Below are 18,902 nucleotides of genomic sequence, written 5' to 3' on the forward strand. Positions count from 1 at the left end.
GAAAATCCCGCTGCTCACAATCTGTAAGCAGCGGGATTGGCTTAATGAAGGCGCTTAGCACCAAGATATCTTGAAGACCAGTAGCTTGAATTCATGTTTGCGACTGTCACACCGGTCGACGAGCCGGCATGGATAAATTGGTTGTTGCCGATATAAATGCCGTTATGCGATGGTCCGGAGCGGTACGTTTCAAAGAAGACAACATCGCCGACTCTCGGCGACGACACCGTCGTCCCTGCATTCCACTGCTGCGCAGCCGTGCGCGGCAAGTCGACGCCGTTTTGATTAAAAACGTATTGAATGAAACCGCTGCAGTCAAAGCCAGACGGCGTTGTACCTCCCCATTTGTAAGGAACGCCTAAATGCTCGGAAGCATCGGCGATTAAATTCGTCGCATTAAAGCTTCCGGACGAGGAACCGGACGAACTCGTCGATTCACTCATATGCACAGCCGATACTTCTTCCAGTTTCTCAACCGTGCGCTGCGTCGCAATACCATCCGATGTCATATCCCACTGATTTTGGAATTTACTGACGGCCGATTTTGTCAGCGGACCAAAGATCCCGTCGACACCTGATGAATAATGCCCCGTCGCCCGCAGCATTTCTTGCAGCTCGCGGACATCTGCTCCGCGGCTGCCTACTTTAAGCACGTCACCGCTGGACGATCCGCTCGATGCCGAAGAATCGGATGATGAATTGTTCGAAGAGGATCCGCCTGATGAAGACGGCGCTCCGCTCAGCTCACCGTACGTTTGCGGGCCGAATATTCCGTCGACAGAAATCCCCGTTGCGCGCTGCAAACCGCGGACAGCCGAGGCTGTCATCGGCCCGTAAATACCGTCAATCGAACCGGTATAATAGCCCAAATCTTTCAGCTCATCTTGCAGTGTACGCACGTTATCACCGCGCGCGCCTTGACGCAGCACGACTCCCGACAGCGACGAATTTCCGCTTGAACTTGAAGCTGATGAATCATTCGAAGAGGACGAATTAGAATTGCCGCCGCTCGTATTGCCGAGCTTCGAGAACGTTTGCGGACCGAAAATCCCGTCGACCGTAATGTTCGTCTCACGCTGCAAATCGCGTACGGCAGATGCGGTAAGCGGTCCGTAGATGCCGTCAACAGTGCTTGTGTAATGACCGAGTTCTTTCAGTTCTTCTTGCAGGGATTCAACTTTACTGCCGCGGTCTCCTTGGCGCAGAACAGAACCTTCGAGCGATGAACGCGACATGCTCGTGGCCTGATCAACATTGCTGCCGATTTCTTGATTCATTTGTCCAAGCGTCTCCGGCCCGGCCAAACCGTCTGTTTTTAACTCTCTGGCTTGCTGAAACTGGCGGACCGCTTCCTTCGTCATGTTGCCATAAATTCCGGTCACTTCTGGATGATCATAAAAACCGGCTTTTTGCAAATACTGCTGCAGCGATTCAACATCGCTCGACCGCACACCTTTTCGGAGCACTTGCGATTCATCACTGATCGGAGTAATCGATACTGAAACAGATTCCGAAGCATATGTATCTTCTGCTTCTTCCGTCGCCAGCGATTCTTCCGGCAGAGTGTTCAGTATAGAGAACGTTTTCGCCCCGGCAACTCCGTCAGGCAAGAGCATGTGGTTTGCTTGAAATTGCTGGACAGCTGATCGGGTTACTTCACCAAATACCCCCGGTGTGTCAAAACCGCCAAAAAAACCTTCTTTTTGGAGCAAATTTTGCAGCGTCTTCACGTGTTCCCCCTGCATCCCGAACGAAAGGTCTTCTTCACCGAACGAAGCTTCTGTAACTTGCGGAGCAGCCACGACTCCGGCAGCAGCCGCGGATATCACAACAGCCGAACGAATTGATTTCCCCGTTTTTGCCATCCAATCACCTCTTCATTTATTTTTGTAGACACTGCCCTATTTATACGCTAACACTGAAATATTTTACCAAAGAGTAGTCAAAACCATCAGTGCCTTAAGTACCATTTTCACATTTTTTTGAAAATAACAGGCATTTTTGATACATAATGATTCTTTTTTAAATTAATGTTTATTCGCTGCAAAACCGGGGTAAACAAAAATTAAGAGCTGAAACCACCACTTTCATCTCTCCCCCCTATCATTTATATATCATGCCCGTGCACAGTTGCGGGCGAAGCGGTCGCCCTCGTCCCAGGGCCGACCGCTTTTTTCTTTACCCCGGTTAAAAAATGCCGCTTGGCAATCCAAATGCCAAGCGGTTTTTCACTCTATTGCTGCCGACTTTTTAATAATTCGGACGGATCACGTGGCCGTTGTAGTTGTTTGCCCAATAGCCGCTGCTCATATCGGCTACCGCGACGCCCGTTGATGATTGCGCCCCGAGAAACGTGCCGTTCCCGAGATAAATCCCCGCGTGCCCATTCGTTTTGTACGTATCAAAAAAGACAATATCTCCGCGCCGCTTCTCACTTGATGAAACGCGTGTACCAGCAGAAGCTAACCCGTCTGTCGAAGCAGGCATATTCATGCCGATTGAACTGAAGGCCCAGCTGAGAAACCCAGAACAATCGAAACGGCCGGCATTAATGTCAGACTGCGAGCGGCCGCCGCCGAAAACGTACGTGGAATTGCCGATGTATTCTTTGCCGTTGCTGATTAAGCTTTCCGCACCGCTTCCGCCGGAAGGAGCACTGCTGCCGGAAGACGAGGCATTGTTTGTGTTTGCATTGCTGCTTGGTTGATTGCTCGCCGATGCGTTATTTCCGCTGTCTTCTGTATTTTCGCTGTCTTCTGAACCGCTCTCGTTTGAAGGTGCAACGTTTTCGTCAGATGCTGCTGAAGCAGCCTCTGCTTCCGCTTCTTGGCGTTCGCGTTCTTCTTCAATACGATTTAACAAATCGGCTTCTTCAGAAGCGAGCTCGTCATCCTCTGCGGCCAGTTCGGCAATTAAATCTTCTTGCTCGTCTTCATTGGCCGCTACATCATCTTTCATCTTTTCCGTTTGTTCTTTTTGCTCTTGGAGATAATCTGCCATCCCTTCAAGCTCCGTCATTTGTTCATCGAGTTCAGCTAATGTTTCCTCATGTTTTTCTTGTTTCTTAGAGAGCTCGTCTTCGAGTGCTTTTAATTCATCAATAAATTCTTGATCCGCTTCCGCTATTCGCGATACATTCGCGACTCGGCTGATAAAATCCGCAAAACCTTCAGCCCCTAAAATGACTTCTATGTAGCTGACATCGCTGCTGCCGTTTTGCTGATAAGAACTTGCACGGCTTTTCAGCAAATTGAACCGCTCATCAATGTCCGCTTCTAACACATCAATTTCCTCTTCAATTTCAGTCACTTTTTCTTCGTTTGCAGCAATATTTTCTTCTGTATCGACGATCTTCGCTTCATTTTCCTCGATCGTCTCGTTCATTTCTGTCAGTTCTTCTTCCAGCTCTTCCTTCTCATCAATTAAGTCCGCCAGTTCTTGTTCCGCCTCGGACAATTCCGATTGCACTTCACTGCGTTCTTCATCTATTTGATTCTGCTCATTTTCAAGATTTTCCGTCGCTGTTGCTTCGTTATGCCCTCCGAATACTGCACTTATACCTAAGACCGTTGCTAAAATTAGTGCTTTCCTCACCAGTTCATCCCCCATATCGACACGTTTCGTTATTTTTTTCTCACAATGAACAGTCTATCAGTCCTATGTGACATGTATGTAATCATAAGATTACGATTATATTTCAATCGTGTAACAAAATACGCCTTTTTTAATGTTTTTCTTATAAATGGACGGACAAACTGACTATATTTCCGCTTTTCTGTTCTTTCAAGTTGCATATTATGGTATATATTTAAGAGGTATGAAGACTACCGAAAGGGAGGTGCCTAAATGATCAGTGATATATTGCTTATTTCCGCTATCGTTTTATTTATCCTGTCTTTTTTCATCAATAACAAAAAAGACGATGTTACTGACCGGATTGATCAGCAAGCAATCGAAACATCCAAAAAATTAATTCAAACCGAAGACCGGATGCATAAACTTGAGCAGCGGGTTTTTTATTTGGAAAATCATGAAAAAAGCAACATAAATGATTAAAATAGTTTAAAATAAAGGAGATTCATAATGATGTCCAAAACCGGTATCCGGAATTTTGCCTTCGGTCTGCTTGTTGCCACAATCATTCTTTCGCCCCCGGCGTTTTTTCCGTTTGATTTCGCCGCAAGTGAAGAAAATCCGTCGACAGATGAAACAAATTCGGCGGATACCTCGTCCAATACAAATGACGGCGACGTCGAACAAGCAGACGAAGCAGCTCTTAAAGCAGAGATTTCATCACTGGAAGAAGAGCTGGAAACAGCTAAAGAGGACCAAGAGCAGTTAGCTGATGAATTAGAAGAACAAGAGACAAGCGAGAATAACCAGCACAGCGAAGACGGCGAAAATAGCGACGATGAAACAGTCCGCCTTTACCTAGGCGTTTCATCCGGTATGACTGCCGGAGAAATCGCCGCTATTCTGGAAGAGTCAGAAATCATTGACGACCGTTCAGACTTTACTGCATACATCGAGGATAATGACATGATGATGGATGTCCGTTCAGGGGAATATGAACTCACAAATGAGCTGAGTATACCTGAAATAGCTGAGATGATTACATCGTAATGTACGCCGTTCAGACAAGGGGGAGGAAAGATTGCTAAAGACAAACAGCTGCACTGTATTCACAGTGCTGTTCACCGGTTTTACAGCGGGAGCGGTTTTGATTTCCGGCTGCGCCGCGAAAACGATTCAAGAATCAAGCAGTTTCACAGATGTTGAACGAGAAACACCTGTCTTGTCTGAACGTTCAAACCTCGAGTTTTCCGCTGAAGAGTATGCCTGGGTTGATAAGCGGGAAAATCCGCTCGATTATCTTGGCTGGGAAGAAAGCCTTGACTATATGAACGATGCGGTCGTTGACGTTGAAACACCCTCACAGTACGGGCAAGGTTTTTACATAGAAGAGGATAAACTGCTGACAAACGCGCACGTCATTTTAAACGATTTAAACGCCGATATTGTTAATCAACATGACGAGACGGTCACAGCTGAGGTGATCGGCGTTTCTATCGATGAGGATATTGCCCTTTTAGAAGTGGACGACACCGAGCACGTTGAAACCAGCATCCCCCTTCGCACGGACAGCGAGCTTGCTGAGGACGATGAAATCATCCGGCTCGATACGAACGCTGACTTTGATGAAAATCACTATTACGGAACTTTGCTTGAAAAAAGCCGATCGATTTATGCATCCTTAAACCTGCAAGAACACCTTTACTACCTCGACTTGGCGATTCACGGCGGCGACAGCGGCTCACCGATCGTTACTGAAGACGCAAAAGGAGCTGTCGGTGTCATTACCGCGAGAAGTGATACCGTCGACGGGGCAAGTTACGCGATCCCGGTCAATAATTTCCATGATTATATAGATGAGTGGTTCGAAACCCCTATGTCTGAAGAGCAAATTTTAGACGAATTTTCGAACATCTGATAAGTTTGATTGATTTTTGTTCATTTTTCCCTTATGATAATCCGTGGAGAGAGCAGTACGTTCGTAAAAAATCGGGATGAGTGTGGTGGTTGAATGTTATTCAAGGCAGCGCGCCGAAAAAAGGTGATCAATGCCTCGCATGTGGAATGTCCGAATTGTACAAATGTGCATTCCGCAGAAACTTGGAATGATTGGGCTCAGCAAACATACGGAAATCAAGCGCCCGACATTCGAAAAGCCGGAGCAGATAAGAACAATTCGTTTCCGTTTCAGTGTCCGTCATGTTATAAAGCTTTCTCTGCTTATAGAATGGATTTTCATAAACAGACAAAGGATACGGATGCAAAAGACGAATACTCTGCTAATTGGCGTACAAGTGAATCATGATCGTACAAAACACCCTCTATGCTGTACAAGGACAACTGCTGCATAGAGGGTGTTTTTATCGTTATTTTTAACTTGTCGCTATTCAGCTTACTCCCCGCCGAGCATCTGTCCAAGTGCTTCTCCCCAAAGAGCATGCCCTTCTTCTGTCGGCAGACGGTCTTCTTCACCGACATAATCAAGCAGTTCAGTATCAAAAAGATCCGGCCATGCGCTCCAATGATCAAGGTAAATTATGCCGCTTTCTTCAGCATAATCTTCCAAGGCTTCGATCTGCGCCGGGTAATTTACGGTCTGAAAAGCCGGTTGAGACGGTGTCAAAGCCAATGCTTCTGTCTGTTCTTCAAACTCTGCTATCATCGTTGTGATATGCTCCAGCGACTGGTCTTGGCCGACAACCCCGTTGTCGTTCCAAAGCAGCGGCTCAAAAATGACTAAATCCGTCCCCTCATCAACGGCACCTTCATACGCATTCTCCTGCACCATTTCGAGTGTTGTTTGCTCACCGAATGTCTCAGCTGTGACTGAAAATGCTGCATTATCATACGTTTCTTCCAAATACGATTCCAATACTGCCGGCCATGCATCTCCTTCTTCACTTTCGGCTGATTCGGAGGCAACGACAGTCACGGAAATCTCTTCCCCGTTTTCAATCGAATTGATAAAAGCGTCGGAAATATCTTCCGGCAAATTCATCGCTCGGTCCATATCCGCCTCAGAAACATCGACATCGCTGTCGTCATTCTCATCCGCGCTTTCTTCTTCGTTTGCTTCTTCAGCGTTTTCATCATTGACTGTTGCCGTCTCCGATTCTTCAGCTTCCATATATGTATCTAAAGCCTGCTGCTGTGCCGCCGTCGCAATATCATTCAATTTTTCCGTATAGTACCAGCGCCCGAACAAAATCACAGCCACCGATAGGATCACACCGGTGATAACCACCCATCTTTTCATCGTCAGTCTCCTTTTCAATCGATAATCTACCGTTATTATACAAGAAAAGCAGCCTCATTCACATGCCTTCTTTATTGCACTGTTACATTTACTTTATCTTCCACATCCATACCTTCAATGCGGAGACGAATATCTGCTTCCAACGAAAAATCCGTATCCAAGTCAGTCATTTCAAAGTAGTGATAGCGGTCAATATGCACTGACGCCACCCGTTGATGATTAATTAACAAAACAATTTCTTCCCCTGCCGCATCTTCTGCTGTATTCACAAGACCGGTCAAGGCAAAAACGCGGCTGCCCTCAGCTTGTTCACATATTGTAAACGTTTGTTCTTCGGTCGTCATTACGCTCATCCTTTACTTCAATCTTAATCTAATATTGTCGCCGATATATGTTACCACATATTTCAAATCTTTCATAGACAATCTGTCGTTTTATTATCTCATTTTTAGTGCTATTCCGCAGAAAAAGCCAGCGGCTGTTCGCCGCTGGCTTTTTCATCCTATTCATACGTTGCCTTCGATTGGTTTATTTGTTTTTTTAATTGATCCTGTATGTAATTCAGCAATTCAGCTTCATTGATTTCTTCGTCTGTCGAACCGCGTTTCTTCACTTCGAGCAACAATGCTTTGAAACGCTCTGAATCCATTATCTCCCCCCCCTTTGCAGAAATGTACCATTACTGTAGCACATATTTTCCGCAAAGTATGTCGAAAAATGGAAATAATCCCAATTAACTAGATTCCAAATTTTTTCGTATAACCATCTCAGTTATAATATTCTGGCACTCTGCTCTTTAACGCCGGCACCTGTTCTCTCACTTCTGAGACATAATTCAGATCCAAGACTTCTGCCAACACTTCTTCTTGATCTATTGAGCCTTCCGCCAAGACATCCCCCCATGGATTAATAATCATTGAACGTCCGGCAAATCCAGTGCCGTCATAACTGCCAACTCGATTTGAAGAAATCACATACATTTGATTTTCAATCGCCCGCGCCCGGCTGAGTACATCCCAATGAAGTGTCCGGGACGCCGGCCATTCTGCCGGAATAAAGAGCGCTTTGGCGCCTTGAAGAGCGAGACTGCGAATAATTTCCGGAAACCTGAGATCAAAACAAATAATGATGCCCATTTTTATTCCATCCAACTCGAATGTTTCTACGGCTTTTTCCCCCGGTGACAAATAGGCCGGTTCATTCAGCATCGGCACTAAATGAAGTTTGTCGTACGTATAAATCAGTTCGCCCTGACGGTTAATCACGAGCGCCCGGTTGAACACTTTGGCATTTTTCTTCACTGCAATCGATCCGCCGATAATGTTTGTATTGTAAGCGACGGCTAATTCTTGCAGCAGTTTCGTTGATTCATTCTCCTCCACCGGTTCTGCAATCGTATTTAACTCCGGCAAAGTATACGCCGTCGTCCACATCTCCGGCAAAACAACCAGGTCAACGGGCGGTCCATTTTGAATGGCTTCTGTTTCAAACCAATTTCTCACTCGTTCTCGGTTCGCTTCCGGGTCGCCAGGGATGATGTCCATTTGAAATACCTTCGTATGCATAAACAACTACTCCCTTCATTAAATCATTAACGAACAATCACCTTTACCTTCATTGTACTATAAATGCCCGCTGCTTTTTCGGATTGATCCAAATAGGTTAATAACTTTTCCCAGTTTCACGTTTCTTTGATATGGTAAAATAACCATTAAGACGATGAAGGAGGGCGATGGACGATGGAACAGCTACTGCGACATATTTTGCAGCGAATTAACGGTGAGAAGGCTGAGTTGCCCGAGATTGATGCTCCATATGCCTATAGCGATGAAAACGGACATCAACACGTATACATATCCGCCGCCTATAATGGCGAGCGTGCTCAAGTTCGCGGGGGAAAAGGAGCATCGCTTTCCGAAGCAGCGGAATCTGCCCTGAGTCAAATGCCGGTGATCAAGACCGAGGACGTAAAATTCGACGTCGTAACAGAAATCAATACCGTAAAACAGACGATGAGCTGGATGAATGTCCTGAACGAAAAAATTTCGTACACACCGAGAGAAGACGGTATTATTTTAGATAAAGAAGGATTTTTGTCATTTTTGCCGGAAGAAGTCGAGATGTACGGCATGATCCGTTCCGGAAAATTACAACGCGAACATATGTATCGCGCCCTGCGCAAACATGGCCTGCTCGGTACGCCGGCAGAAAAAATGCTGACAGCGGAAGAATGGTTTGATGTGTTTACATTTAAAACAGCAAGCTATTATTTAAATGACGAAGGACTGCATGTATTGTTTCGCGGCCACCGCGATACACAGAATGAACCGCTGACCAGAGAAAAATTGGAACAGGCTGTTGCTTTAACGAAAAACCACTACTTCATGCAGGTGTTAAACCGGCAAGGCAAATTCGTTTATTCGTACGATCCGCGCGATCAGTTTGCTGCAAACCGGTACAATATTCTACGCCATGCCGGTACGGTGTACGCAATGCTTGAAGCATACGAACTCACGCAGGACACCGACCTGCTAAAAACAGCTGAAAAGGCGCTTCGCTATTTACTGAAAAGAATCGAGTTTTTTCAATTGGAAGGCAGAGAAGTTGCCGCCGTTGTGGAAAACGACGCCATAAAACTCGGCGGAAATGGATTGGCTTTAATTGCCCTTAGTAAATACACAGAACAGTCCAACGACAAACAATACCTTGCCTATATGACCGGGCTCGCTGCTTGGATGCAAGCAACACAGGACGAGACAGGCAAATTCGCCGTTCATAAACAAACGTTTTCGACCGGCGAAGTGACCCATTTTAATTCGTCGTATTATCCGGGTGAAGCGATCCTCGGTCTCGTTCGGTTGTATCAATTGGACGGTAATGAAACATGGCTTGTTACGGCGGAAAACGAAGCGGATTTTCTTATCAACCGCCGTGACGCCGAAGCCCAGCAGGACAGCATCGAACACGATCACTGGCTTCTTTATGCCTTAAATGAACTGCACCGGGAACGGCCGAAAGAGCTGTACGTCCGTCACAGCTATTTCATTGCTGAAGCCATGTTTGCTTCTCAGCGAACAGATGCTACAGCTTATGATCACGAATGGCTCGGTTCTTATGAAATGAAAGGAATCCCGCGTTCGACGCCGACAGCCTGCCGAAGCGAAGGGCTCGGTGCCGTCTATCAAATGGCCCTGCGCATTAACGATCACAACATGGCGGAAAAAGCTAGAGAAGCGATCTTTGCCGGCATTCGCTTTCAGCTTCAGCTGCAATACCGTCTGGAGTCCGTCATGTATTTAACAAACAAAACGCTCTGTCTCGGAGCTTTGCATGAAAGCCTCGACAGTTATGACATTCGCAATGATTACACACAGCACAGCTTATCCAGTTTCATTCAAGCGATAAAAATCATCACAACATCATCTTAAACACGGCATAAAAAAGGCATTTCCCGATACAAACGGGAAATGCCTTTTCATTTAACTCTCACACGCAAATTAATCGTTCAAGTTGTCGTCATCGTCGTCATCGTTAAGCATGTCATCATCGTCGTCGTCATCGTCATCGTTGAGCATATCATCGTCGTCATCATCATCGTCGTTCATCATATCGTCATCGTCATCATCATCGTCATCGTTAAGCATATCATCGTCGTCATCGTCGTCATTATAGCCGTCGTTGTCTGCATCGTTTTCAACATTGTTATTCATTCCGTCGTTGTTGTTCATTCCATCATTATTGTCAACATCGTCTCCGCACCCTGCTAACACACCGAGTGCAAGCACGCTTGACATGACAGAAATTCCTAGTGATTTTTTCATTATATGAATCCTCCTTCATTATATCGTGTTACGGTACAGTCTATTTCACGTATTTTCTACACCAAAACGTTCATAAACTTTTTTTGACATTTTCACATATTATGAATGACGGTTTCATATCCAGGTTATAAATCTTGCTCTATTTTTTCCGTGTAATGACGAAACAACGTTTCAACAGCAATATAAAACGGAACAAACGAGACAATTTCCGCTCCTTGTTTCGACTGTGCCGGGGTGCTGGCAGCGTAAAGCGTATACGGCGACATTTGCGCTAAATGATTGTTTTTTAAGTTCGTAATCGAGATAAACGGAATCCCGCGCGCATTAAGCTGCTTGGCTTGCGGCAACAGAGCCGGGGTATCACCAGAAAGCGAGAGAATAATGACGACATCTTCCGCATCGATTGCCGGAAATATCGTTTCAAATTCGACGCTGTCGTGAATCACCGTCACAAACGTATGGACGATCGCAAACAAACGCTGCGCCTCTTTCGCACAGGACAGCTGTGCTGTCCCGCTGGCATAAATGAATATGCGTTTGGCATCCGCCAACTGCTGGACAATCGGCTTAAAATCGACGGTCGCTAAATGTTTGATCGTTGCCGCCGTATCGGATTCCAGCCGTTGAATATGACCTGGTTCGACCTTTCCCTGTGTTTCTTCCCATTTAAGAAAAACCCGAAATTCGCTGTAACCGGAAAATCCGAGTTTTTTCGTTAAGCGGTGAACCGACGACCTCGACGCATGGCAGGCTTCAGCTAATTCGTTTATCCCCATATGACCGCTGCGCTCTTTATTGTTAAGGACGTACTTTAACACGTGCATATCATTTTCATTCAACCGATCGTAATATTCGTTAATCAATTCCTCCAGTTTCACATCGACCACCCCTTTAACGTTTAAGCTCACTGTTGTTCATTGTATCACGAATGTTCGGAAATTTTCCCGCGAATTGAAACAATATCCGGATGTTTCCACCTCTTCCCTCAGTGCTCTCAAGCCATTGTATCCGCTTTCTTTTAAAGATATAGTTACAAGTGTAAACAGTAAACGCATACAAAAATTCTAACTATGAAAGTGGTGAGTGTTCATGAATTCGATTCGCAGGTTCGGCAGTGCGATGATTGTTCCGGTTTTATTATTTCCTTTCTTCGGTATCGTCGTCGGACTCGCTACACTATTTAAAAATGAACAAATCATGGGCGGCTTGGCCGACCCGGACAGTCTTTGGTATCAAGTATGGACGTTGATTGAAAACACCGGTTGGACTGTTTTCACGCATATGGAATTGGTCTTCTTAATTGGACTGCCGATTTCCTTAGCGAAGAAAGCTTCCGGCCGTGCGGTTCTCTCCGCAGTGATGGCTTACTTGATGTTTAACACGTACATCAACTCGATTATGGAGATGTGGGGACCGGCATTTAACATTGATGCTGATGCAGAACTCGATGCCGGAACCGGCTTAACGGCGATTGCCGGAATCGAGACGCTCGACACTAATATTTTAGGCGCGATTGTCATCTCCGGAATAACGATTTGGCTGCACAATCGTTACTATGATAAGAAACTTCCCGATTCGTTAGGGATTTTCCAAGGCGGCCCGTTTGTCGTTATGCTTTCCTTCTTTGTCATGCTGCCGCTGGCCTTTTTCACCGCTTGGTTCTGGCCGATGGTGCAAGACGGCATTGCTGCTTTGCAAGGATTTATGATCGCATCAGGTTCGCTCGGTGTATGGCTTTTCCACTTCCTTGAGAGAATCTTGATCCCGACCGGGTTGCATCACTTTATTTACACACCGTTCCAATTCGGTCCGGCAGTGGTCAATGACGGCATCACCGCCACATGGGTCAGTCAACTCGGCGAATTAGCTGCAACCGACGGTTCCATGGCAGATGAATGGGACGGCGGCGGTTTCCTCCTGCAAGGAAACATTAAGATGTTCGGTTCGATCGGAATTGCGTTAGCAATGTACAGCTGTGCGAAACCAGAAAAGAAGAAAACAGTCGGCGCACTGTTGCTCGCTGCTACCTTAACAGCTGTCGTAGCCGGCATCACAGAGCCGCTTGAATTCACGTTCTTGTTCATTGCTCCGGCACTCTTTGCACTCCACGCTGCACTCGGTGCAACAATGGTAACGATTCAAAACGCATTCGGCCTCGTCGGTAACCAAGGCGGCGGTTTGATCGAAATCGCGACAACGAACTGGATTCCGCTTGGCGCGGCCCATTGGGAAGTGTATTTGGCTCAAATTGTCGTTGGTGTTCTTTTCACCGTCATATACTTCTATCTCTTCCGCTTCTTGATCTTGAAATTCGATTTTGCCCTGCCAGGGCGTGAAAAAGATGATAACGGCGGAGAAACAAAGCTTTACACGAAAGAAGATTATAAAGCAAGCAAGCAGGGAAGTGCTTCCGGACAAGCAGCCCAACAATACGACAGCGAATACGACCAGCGCGGATCGGCCTTTTTAGAAGGACTCGGCGGCGCCGGCAACATCCAAGATATCACCAACTGTGCGACGCGTTTGCGCGTCACCGTGCACGATCCGGAAAAAGTCCAAGATGATGCGTACTTCAAAGAGCACGGACAGGCACACGGACTCGTGAAAAACGGTCAAAGCATTCAAGTCATTGTCGGCTTATCTGTTCCGCAAGTGCGGGATTCCATCGAAGGCTTTATCGATGACTACGAAAACAATCAAAAATAATTATAATTAGGAGGCGTTATTATGAAAAAATTCTCAATTACGATTGCCGGCGGAGGGTCTACCTTCACGCCGGGGATCGTCCTCATGCTGTTAGACAACCTGGACAAGTTCCCGATCGGTGAAATCAAATTTTTCGACAACGATGAAGACCGGCAGGCAACAATTGCCGGCGCAACGGAAGTGATTTTGCAGGAAAAAGCGCCGGATATTTCGTTCACAGCAACAACAGACCCGAAAACAGCCTTTTCCAACACAGACTTTGTCATGGCGCACATCCGCAGCGGCAAGTACGCAATGCGCGAAAAAGACGAAAAAATTCCATTGAAACACGGCTGTGTCGGCCAGGAAACGTGCGGACCGGGCGGAATTGCTTACGGCATGCGCTCGATCGGCGATGTCCTGGAATTGATTGACTTCATGGACGAGTATTCACCGGACGCTTGGTTCCTGAACTACTCGAATCCGGCCGCAATCGTTGCTGAAGCGACACGCAAACTCCGTCCGAATTCGAACATCTTGAACATTTGCGACATGCCGATCGGCATCGAAGAGCTGATGGCCAATGCGATCGGACTGAATTCCCGTAAAGAAATGGAAGTCCGTTACTACGGCTTGAACCACTTCGGCTGGTGGACAGACATTCGCGATAAAGAAGGCAACGATCTCCTGCCGCAAATTCGCGAGCACGTGTCGAAATTCGGTTATGTGACAAAAGACGAGTCGCTCCAGCACTCGGATGCGAGCTGGAACAGCACCTTTGCAAAAGCGAAAGATGTGCAGGCGCTCGATCCGGAAACGGTTCCGAACACGTACTTGAAGTATTACTTCTATCCTGACTACGAAGTGGCTAAATCCAATCCTGATTACACCCGCGCCAACGAGGTCATGGACGGACGCGAAAAATTCGTCTTCGGCGAGTGTCAAAAAATCATCGATGAAGGCACGGCGAAAAACAGCGAACTGCACATCGATGAACATGCGTCCTATATCGTTGACTTGGCCCGCGCGATCGCCTACAACACGAAAGAGCGCATGCTCTTGATTGTCGAAAACAACGGCGCGATCAGCAACTTTGAACCGACTGCGATGGTCGAAGTGCCGTGCCTCGTCGGAAGTCAAGGACCGGAGCCGCTTACTCAAGGCGAAATCCCGCGCTTCCAAAAAGGCTTAATGGAACAGCAAGTCGCCGTTGAAAAACTTGTTGTCGAAGCGTTTGAAGAAGAATCTTATCAAAAGCTTTGGCAAGCATTAACGCTCTCAAAAATCGTCCCAAGCGCACAAGTCGCCAAAGACTTGCTCGAAGATTTAATTGAAGCGAACAAAGACTACTGGCCAGAACTGAAATAAATTCGTTACCAAACCGTCCCGGTGATCCCTCTGATCCGGGACGGTTTTTTGCTTCGATCAAACAGACAAAAACAAACCGTCAGGCATAGCTCTGACGGTTTCAGAGTGTTGACAAAGTCATGACATCGATCGATGTCATATTAAAAGGAACGGATGACTACGCATCGTCCTTCTTTGAATCGAGTGTATTCATAATAAAGGAAGCCGTCTATCCACTCCTCCGACGCCTCCGGGAAAGCAAGAGACGAAGATCCGGATTCCGCGGACTCAGGCCGCCGAATACTAGCTGAGTCCTTGCCCGGGGCAAGCGGAGGTTAGTGGATGCCTGGCTTACGTCAAAATAATAATTTGTCTACAAGCTGAGACCGTCAGGCATAACCCTGACGGTCTCAGCTTGTCATTTATTTATGATTTAACCGGGAGATCTTCCGGAATGATATGCACGCGGTCAGGAAAACCCAGTCCTACCTTATCACCGCGCCGGTGAATCTTTGCACTGAGAGGGTTGAGCGCATCAATATAGAGCGGTTCACCAAACAGATCTACGTGATAGCGGACACTGTTTCCATGATAAACAGCTTTTTTAACTTCTGCTTGATAAGGACTATCTTCATCCACGGTGATCATTTCCGGACGCAAGAGCACCGTCCCTTTTTTTCCCTTCCAATCTCCGCCGATATTTAACGGAAATGTCAGTTCAGGGCTTACATCTGATTGAAACACAATCCCATCTTCCTTGCCGGTAAAAGATCCTTCAATCAAATTGGCGTGCCCGACAAACTCAGCGACGAATTCATTTTCCGGATGCTGGTAGACGGCTGGAGGGGCATCGAGCTGTTGAACTTCTCCGTCTTTTAAAACGAGAACACGGTCGGAAATACTTAGCGCTTCCTCCTGATCATGGGTGACAAAAACGATTGTTAAATTCAATTCCTCTTTTAAACGCCGGATTTCATCGCGCATTATCAGACGAAGATTAGCATCCAAGTTTGAAAGGGGTTCATCAAGCAAAAGCACTTTCGGCTTTAATACAAGACAACGGGCGATCGCAACTCGTTGCTGCTGTCCGCCGCTCAATTCACTCGGCTTTCTCGCTTCATATCCGTCAAGCTGCACTTGTTTCAATGCGTCTTTAATTAAACTGTCCCGTTCTTCGGCGGGCACATCTTTTTTTAATTTCAGCCCGTAAGCGACATTGTCATATACACTCATGTGCGGAAATAGGGCGTAGTTTTGAAATACCATCCCTGTTGTCCGTTTTTCCGGCGGAAGCTGATCGATGGTTTCTCCATCAAGGATCACCGCTCCTTCTGTCTGTTCGTGGAACCCTCCGATCACGCGTAAAAGCGTCGTTTTTCCGCTTCCGCTCGGGCCGATAAATGTAATCAACTCCCCTTCTTCGACATCCAGTGAAATATTTTTCAACACATGCTCTTCACCGAAAAACTTCTCTATCCCCTGCAAACGCAGAATTGCTTGCTCGCTCAAAGATGACGCCTCCTTTTTACAACTTAGAGTTAATACTCCATTTTCGCTCCATCAATTTCAATAAGCCCATACAGCAGATAACAATAACGATCAGAATAAACGACATGGCCGAAGCGCGGCCGACAGCTGCTTGATCGGCTAAATTTAAAATATACGGGGCCGCCAGATTCGTTCCCGGCGAAATAATGAAAATAACGGAACTGACTGAAACCATCGCTGTCATAAACGTATACACAAATCCGGCCATAAATGCCGGTGTTAACAGCGGCACGACTATACGTCCGAATGTTTTATACGGTCCTGCTCCGAGATCTTGTGATGCTTGTTCAAGCGAAGGATCGATTTGCTGCATTTTACTGATCCCCGCTTCAAGACCGACCCCGACTTTTCGAAATGCCATATTCATGACAAGCAAAAAGATCGTACCTGTTAAATAAAACGGCGCCCCGTTAAAAATCAGGACGTAACCGATCCCCATCACCGTTCCCGGGACGGCGAGCCCGAATAGAGCGGTAAATTCCATCAGTTTTTTCATCGGCACATTTTTACGCGCCGTCATATACCCTTGTAAAATCCCGATGCCTGAAGCAATTAACGCCGCAAAAAATGACACAACGACACTGTTCCACAGAAAGTCAAAACCGGACTGATCGGCGAAGTGATCGAGGGTAAAGGTGTTATTAACACCGATAATCTGCACAAATGCGCTAAGGACAACCATAATAAACATCACGACGATAAATAAAGCGACAAGCGTGCTGATTCCAAACATCAGTCTTTTCATCCGCGGATTCAGCGGGTTGTTTGCTCCGCCCGATTGACTCGTAGCCGTGTCATGCCCTTTCAGCAAATACGTTTGAAATAAAAAGACCAGCAAACTCGGAATAATTAAAAATACGCCGAGGACGGCCGCCATCTCCAAGTTTTGCTGACCGGTTACAAGTAAAAACGCATCCGAAGCCAAGAAGTTTTCGCCGCCGCCGATAATCAGCGGGTTAGAAAAGTCAGCAAGCGCCATCACAAAAACGATCAATCCTGCTTTTAAAATCGCTGTTCCTGCCAGCGGCAGCGTAATTTTACCAAGCGTCCGCCCTTGGCCGGCACCAAGATCTTGCGAGGCTTGTTCAACACTGGGATTGATATTGCGCATTGAACTTTCAATCATCATATAAGCGACTGGAAAATAACCGAGAACCTGCGCAATAACTACACCCCAGAACCCGTAAATACTGATCTCGAGACCTGTCACATCATTAAACACCTGTGTCACAACCCCGCGCCGACCGAATAAGATAATCAGTGACAACGAGAAAATAAACGGCGGTGCAACGAGAGGCAATAAACCGATCCCGCGATACACCGAGGAAAGCCATGTTGACGTCCGTGTCACATAAAGAGCAAACGGGATACTCAAACAGACGATCACAAATGTTGAAATACTTGCAGCAGCGATACTGTTAAACAATGACTGCAAATAGTTTGCATGTGTGAAAAACCGTTCATAATGCTCCAGGGTGAATGCTCCCGCGCCGATACCAAAACTCTGCAGTAAAACAGCAAGCACAGGCGCTAAAATAAATAGAAATAGGAGGGCGGCAATCCCCCAGGTTGCCGCCAAAAATCCTTTTTCAACTCGTTCTTTCTTTTTTGCGGGGGAGTTCACAGAACCCGCTGTGTTATCACTCATGATTGCCACCTGCTTTCTTTACATACATCTGCTTAGTCAAAACGCTCCTGCCATTCATCCATAATCCGCTCGCGGTTTTCCGAAGCCCACACGGCATCATAATCGATCAAATTCGGCTCAAAATCGATCGTTCCGTCAACATCAGGTTTTGTAACCATCGAACGGTGCTCAGCAGCTAACTCCATCCCTGCGTCACTGCCGATATAATCAATAACGGTTTCAGCAGCTTCTTGATTTTCTGCCCCTTCAAAAATCCAAGCTACATCCAAGTCATAGCCGACGCCTTCTTCAGGAATAACGATATCGATTGGGTAACCTTCATCTATCCGATCAAAGATCGCTTGATCCCATGTGATGCCGATGGCGTATTCACCTTGTGCCGCCATTTGCGCCGGCGCTGAACCGGACTGCGAATATTGACCGACGTTGTCGTCAAGTTCATCCAAATACTCCCACGCTTCTTCTTCACCCATTTCTTGCATCAAGGTCGATACGAAGAGAAATGCTGTTCCTGACGTTCCTGGGTCCGGCAGGGCGATTTCCCCTTCGTACTGCGGATCCAACAGATCATCCCATGATTCCGGAACATCCATATCGTTTTCTTCCAATAATTCTTCATTTACAGCCAAAGCGTTAAACCAGTACGACCACCCGTACCAGCGTCCTTCCGGATCAACAAACTCATCCGGGACATCTTCCCATTCCGGCGAATCGTACGATGCGAGCATATCCTCTTCATTCTCGGCAACGAGCGCAAAGCTGTGGAGCATTCCCCACATCATGTCTGCATTAACATCAGGATGCTCGGCATCAATCCGGCTCCAAGCTTCTTCACTCGACATCCGCAGCACTTCGGTTTCCACACCGGTCGCCTCTTCTACTCCGGACGCAAACGCCTGCATTTCATCTTCATCGTTATGTGTGTACATCGTGACAGTTTCATTTTCTCCCCCGCATGCCGTTAAAACGGCAGCTGCGGAAACAGCTGTTAAACTTAAGATTGATTTTTTCATTTGTATTTACC

At 46.6% G+C, this 18,902-nt stretch carries 17 protein-coding genes; 6 read left to right on the forward strand and 11 right to left on the reverse strand.

Features of this window, described 5'->3' with window-relative positions:
* Positions 1 to 41: 41 nt before the first annotated feature.
* Both EDD67_RS01205 and EDD67_RS01210 read right to left on the reverse strand, forming a co-directional pair.
* On the reverse strand, positions 42 to 1,865 hold the full coding sequence (locus tag EDD67_RS01205; RefSeq protein ID WP_121439360.1) for a C40 family peptidase: 1,824 nt from the start codon (positions 1,863 to 1,865) through the stop codon (positions 42 to 44).
* A gap of 385 nt (positions 1,866 to 2,250) precedes the next feature.
* Positions 2,251 to 3,594 carry a C40 family peptidase gene (locus EDD67_RS01210; RefSeq protein WP_121439361.1) on the reverse strand — a complete coding sequence of 448 codons (1,344 nt, stop codon included), beginning with the start codon at positions 3,592 to 3,594 and terminating at the stop codon, positions 2,251 to 2,253.
* Positions 3,595 to 3,846: 252 nt separating this feature from the next.
* Between EDD67_RS01210 and EDD67_RS01215 the strand changes: the two genes are divergently transcribed.
* From EDD67_RS01215 to EDD67_RS01225, 3 genes are read left to right on the forward strand one after another with little or no spacing between them, the layout of a single operon-like run.
* Entirely contained in the window at positions 3,847 to 4,056 is a 210-nt protein-coding gene (locus tag EDD67_RS01215) for a hypothetical protein (protein WP_093075094.1), read from the forward strand.
* Positions 4,057 to 4,086: 30 nt separating this feature from the next.
* Positions 4,087 to 4,623 (forward strand): hypothetical protein, encoded by a 537-nt coding sequence (locus EDD67_RS01220; protein ID WP_123875789.1) that lies wholly within the window; start codon positions 4,087 to 4,089, stop codon positions 4,621 to 4,623.
* A gap of 31 nt (positions 4,624 to 4,654) precedes the next feature.
* On the forward strand, positions 4,655 to 5,491 hold the full coding sequence (locus tag EDD67_RS01225) for a S1C family serine protease (RefSeq protein WP_121439363.1): 837 nt from the start codon (positions 4,655 to 4,657) through the stop codon (positions 5,489 to 5,491).
* A gap of 474 nt (positions 5,492 to 5,965) precedes the next feature.
* Here the strand turns inward: EDD67_RS01225 and EDD67_RS01230 are convergent, their stop codons facing one another.
* The 4 genes from EDD67_RS01230 to EDD67_RS01240 all read right to left on the reverse strand — a co-directional run bounded on the left by EDD67_RS01230 (position 5,966) and on the right by EDD67_RS01240 (position 8,394).
* On the reverse strand, positions 5,966 to 6,829 hold the full coding sequence (locus tag EDD67_RS01230) for an SGNH/GDSL hydrolase family protein (protein ID WP_121439365.1): 864 nt from the start codon (positions 6,827 to 6,829) through the stop codon (positions 5,966 to 5,968).
* A gap of 71 nt (positions 6,830 to 6,900) precedes the next feature.
* Entirely contained in the window at positions 6,901 to 7,173 is a 273-nt protein-coding gene (locus EDD67_RS01235; protein WP_121439366.1) for a hypothetical protein, read from the reverse strand.
* Between the two features lie 158 nt (positions 7,174 to 7,331).
* The gene (locus tag EDD67_RS13760) at positions 7,332 to 7,478 is read right to left on the reverse strand and encodes a hypothetical protein (RefSeq protein WP_154718748.1); all 147 of its coding nucleotides are present in this window, start codon (positions 7,476 to 7,478) and stop codon (positions 7,332 to 7,334) included.
* A gap of 118 nt (positions 7,479 to 7,596) precedes the next feature.
* Entirely contained in the window at positions 7,597 to 8,394 is a 798-nt protein-coding gene (locus tag EDD67_RS01240; RefSeq protein ID WP_121439367.1) for a carbon-nitrogen family hydrolase, read from the reverse strand.
* A gap of 174 nt (positions 8,395 to 8,568) precedes the next feature.
* Between EDD67_RS01240 and EDD67_RS01245 the strand changes: the two genes are divergently transcribed.
* Complete coding sequence (locus EDD67_RS01245; protein ID WP_121439368.1) at positions 8,569 to 10,257, forward strand: glycoside hydrolase family protein; 1,689 nt, start codon at positions 8,569 to 8,571, stop codon at positions 10,255 to 10,257.
* Between the two features lie 69 nt (positions 10,258 to 10,326).
* Here EDD67_RS01245 and EDD67_RS01250 read toward each other — a convergent pair whose 3' ends face one another.
* Together EDD67_RS01250 and EDD67_RS01255 are read right to left on the reverse strand one after the other, a co-directional pair.
* Positions 10,327 to 10,650 (reverse strand): DNA primase, encoded by a 324-nt coding sequence (locus EDD67_RS01250; RefSeq protein WP_123875790.1) that lies wholly within the window; start codon positions 10,648 to 10,650, stop codon positions 10,327 to 10,329.
* Positions 10,651 to 10,775: 125 nt separating this feature from the next.
* The gene (locus tag EDD67_RS01255) at positions 10,776 to 11,528 is read right to left on the reverse strand and encodes a MurR/RpiR family transcriptional regulator (protein ID WP_121439369.1); all 753 of its coding nucleotides are present in this window, start codon (positions 11,526 to 11,528) and stop codon (positions 10,776 to 10,778) included.
* A gap of 211 nt (positions 11,529 to 11,739) precedes the next feature.
* Between EDD67_RS01255 and EDD67_RS01260 the strand changes: the two genes are divergently transcribed.
* Together EDD67_RS01260 and EDD67_RS01265 are read left to right on the forward strand one after the other, a co-directional pair.
* The gene (locus tag EDD67_RS01260; RefSeq protein WP_121439370.1) at positions 11,740 to 13,356 is read left to right on the forward strand and encodes an alpha-glucoside-specific PTS transporter subunit IIBC; all 1,617 of its coding nucleotides are present in this window, start codon (positions 11,740 to 11,742) and stop codon (positions 13,354 to 13,356) included.
* 21 nt (positions 13,357 to 13,377) lie between these two features.
* Positions 13,378 to 14,703: a 6-phospho-alpha-glucosidase gene (locus tag EDD67_RS01265; protein WP_121439371.1), complete on the forward strand. Its 1,326-nt coding sequence runs from the start codon at positions 13,378 to 13,380 to the stop codon at positions 14,701 to 14,703.
* 405 nt (positions 14,704 to 15,108) lie between these two features.
* On the opposite strand, the gene EDD67_RS01270 is transcribed toward EDD67_RS01265, so the two are convergent.
* From EDD67_RS01270 to EDD67_RS01280, 3 genes are read right to left on the reverse strand one after another with little or no spacing between them, the layout of a single operon-like run.
* The gene (locus EDD67_RS01270) at positions 15,109 to 16,191 is read right to left on the reverse strand and encodes an ABC transporter ATP-binding protein (RefSeq protein WP_121439372.1); all 1,083 of its coding nucleotides are present in this window, start codon (positions 16,189 to 16,191) and stop codon (positions 15,109 to 15,111) included.
* A gap of 16 nt (positions 16,192 to 16,207) precedes the next feature.
* A complete protein-coding gene (locus EDD67_RS01275) occupies positions 16,208 to 17,878 on the reverse strand; it encodes an ABC transporter permease (RefSeq protein ID WP_121439373.1) in 1,671 nt (556 codons plus the stop codon).
* Positions 17,879 to 17,910: 32 nt separating this feature from the next.
* Entirely contained in the window at positions 17,911 to 18,891 is a 981-nt protein-coding gene (locus EDD67_RS01280) for an extracellular solute-binding protein (protein WP_242005956.1), read from the reverse strand.
* Positions 18,892 to 18,902: the final 11 nt, after the last annotated feature.

This window comes from Salisediminibacterium halotolerans (assembly GCF_003814815.1).
Taxonomy (GTDB): domain Bacteria; phylum Bacillota; class Bacilli; order Bacillales; family Salisediminibacteriaceae; genus Salisediminibacterium; species Salisediminibacterium halotolerans.

Coding starts and splice junctions, on each gene's coding strand:
- EDD67_RS01260 (WP_121439370.1), top strand. CDS start 11,740: ATGAATTCGATTCGCAGGTTCGGCAGTGCGATGATTGTTCCGGTTTTA.
- EDD67_RS01230 (WP_121439365.1), bottom strand. CDS start 6,829: ATGAAAAGATGGGTGGTTATCACCGGTGTGATCCTATCGGTGGCTGTG.
- EDD67_RS01275 (WP_121439373.1), bottom strand. CDS start 17,878: ATGAGTGATAACACAGCGGGTTCTGTGAACTCCCCCGCAAAAAAGAAA.
- EDD67_RS01240 (WP_121439367.1), bottom strand. CDS start 8,394: ATGCATACGAAGGTATTTCAAATGGACATCATCCCTGGCGACCCGGAA.
- EDD67_RS01250 (WP_123875790.1), bottom strand. CDS start 10,650: ATGAAAAAATCACTAGGAATTTCTGTCATGTCAAGCGTGCTTGCACTC.
- EDD67_RS01265 (WP_121439371.1), top strand. CDS start 13,378: ATGAAAAAATTCTCAATTACGATTGCCGGCGGAGGGTCTACCTTCACG.
- EDD67_RS01235 (WP_121439366.1), bottom strand. CDS start 7,173: ATGACGACCGAAGAACAAACGTTTACAATATGTGAACAAGCTGAGGGC.
- EDD67_RS01205 (WP_121439360.1), bottom strand. CDS start 1,865: ATGGCAAAAACGGGGAAATCAATTCGTTCGGCTGTTGTGATATCCGCG.
- EDD67_RS01245 (WP_121439368.1), top strand. CDS start 8,569: ATGGAACAGCTACTGCGACATATTTTGCAGCGAATTAACGGTGAGAAG.
- EDD67_RS01220 (WP_123875789.1), top strand. CDS start 4,087: ATGTCCAAAACCGGTATCCGGAATTTTGCCTTCGGTCTGCTTGTTGCC.
- EDD67_RS13760 (WP_154718748.1), bottom strand. CDS start 7,478: ATGGATTCAGAGCGTTTCAAAGCATTGTTGCTCGAAGTGAAGAAACGC.
- EDD67_RS01215 (WP_093075094.1), top strand. CDS start 3,847: ATGATCAGTGATATATTGCTTATTTCCGCTATCGTTTTATTTATCCTG.
- EDD67_RS01280 (WP_242005956.1), bottom strand. CDS start 18,891: ATGAAAAAATCAATCTTAAGTTTAACAGCTGTTTCCGCAGCTGCCGTT.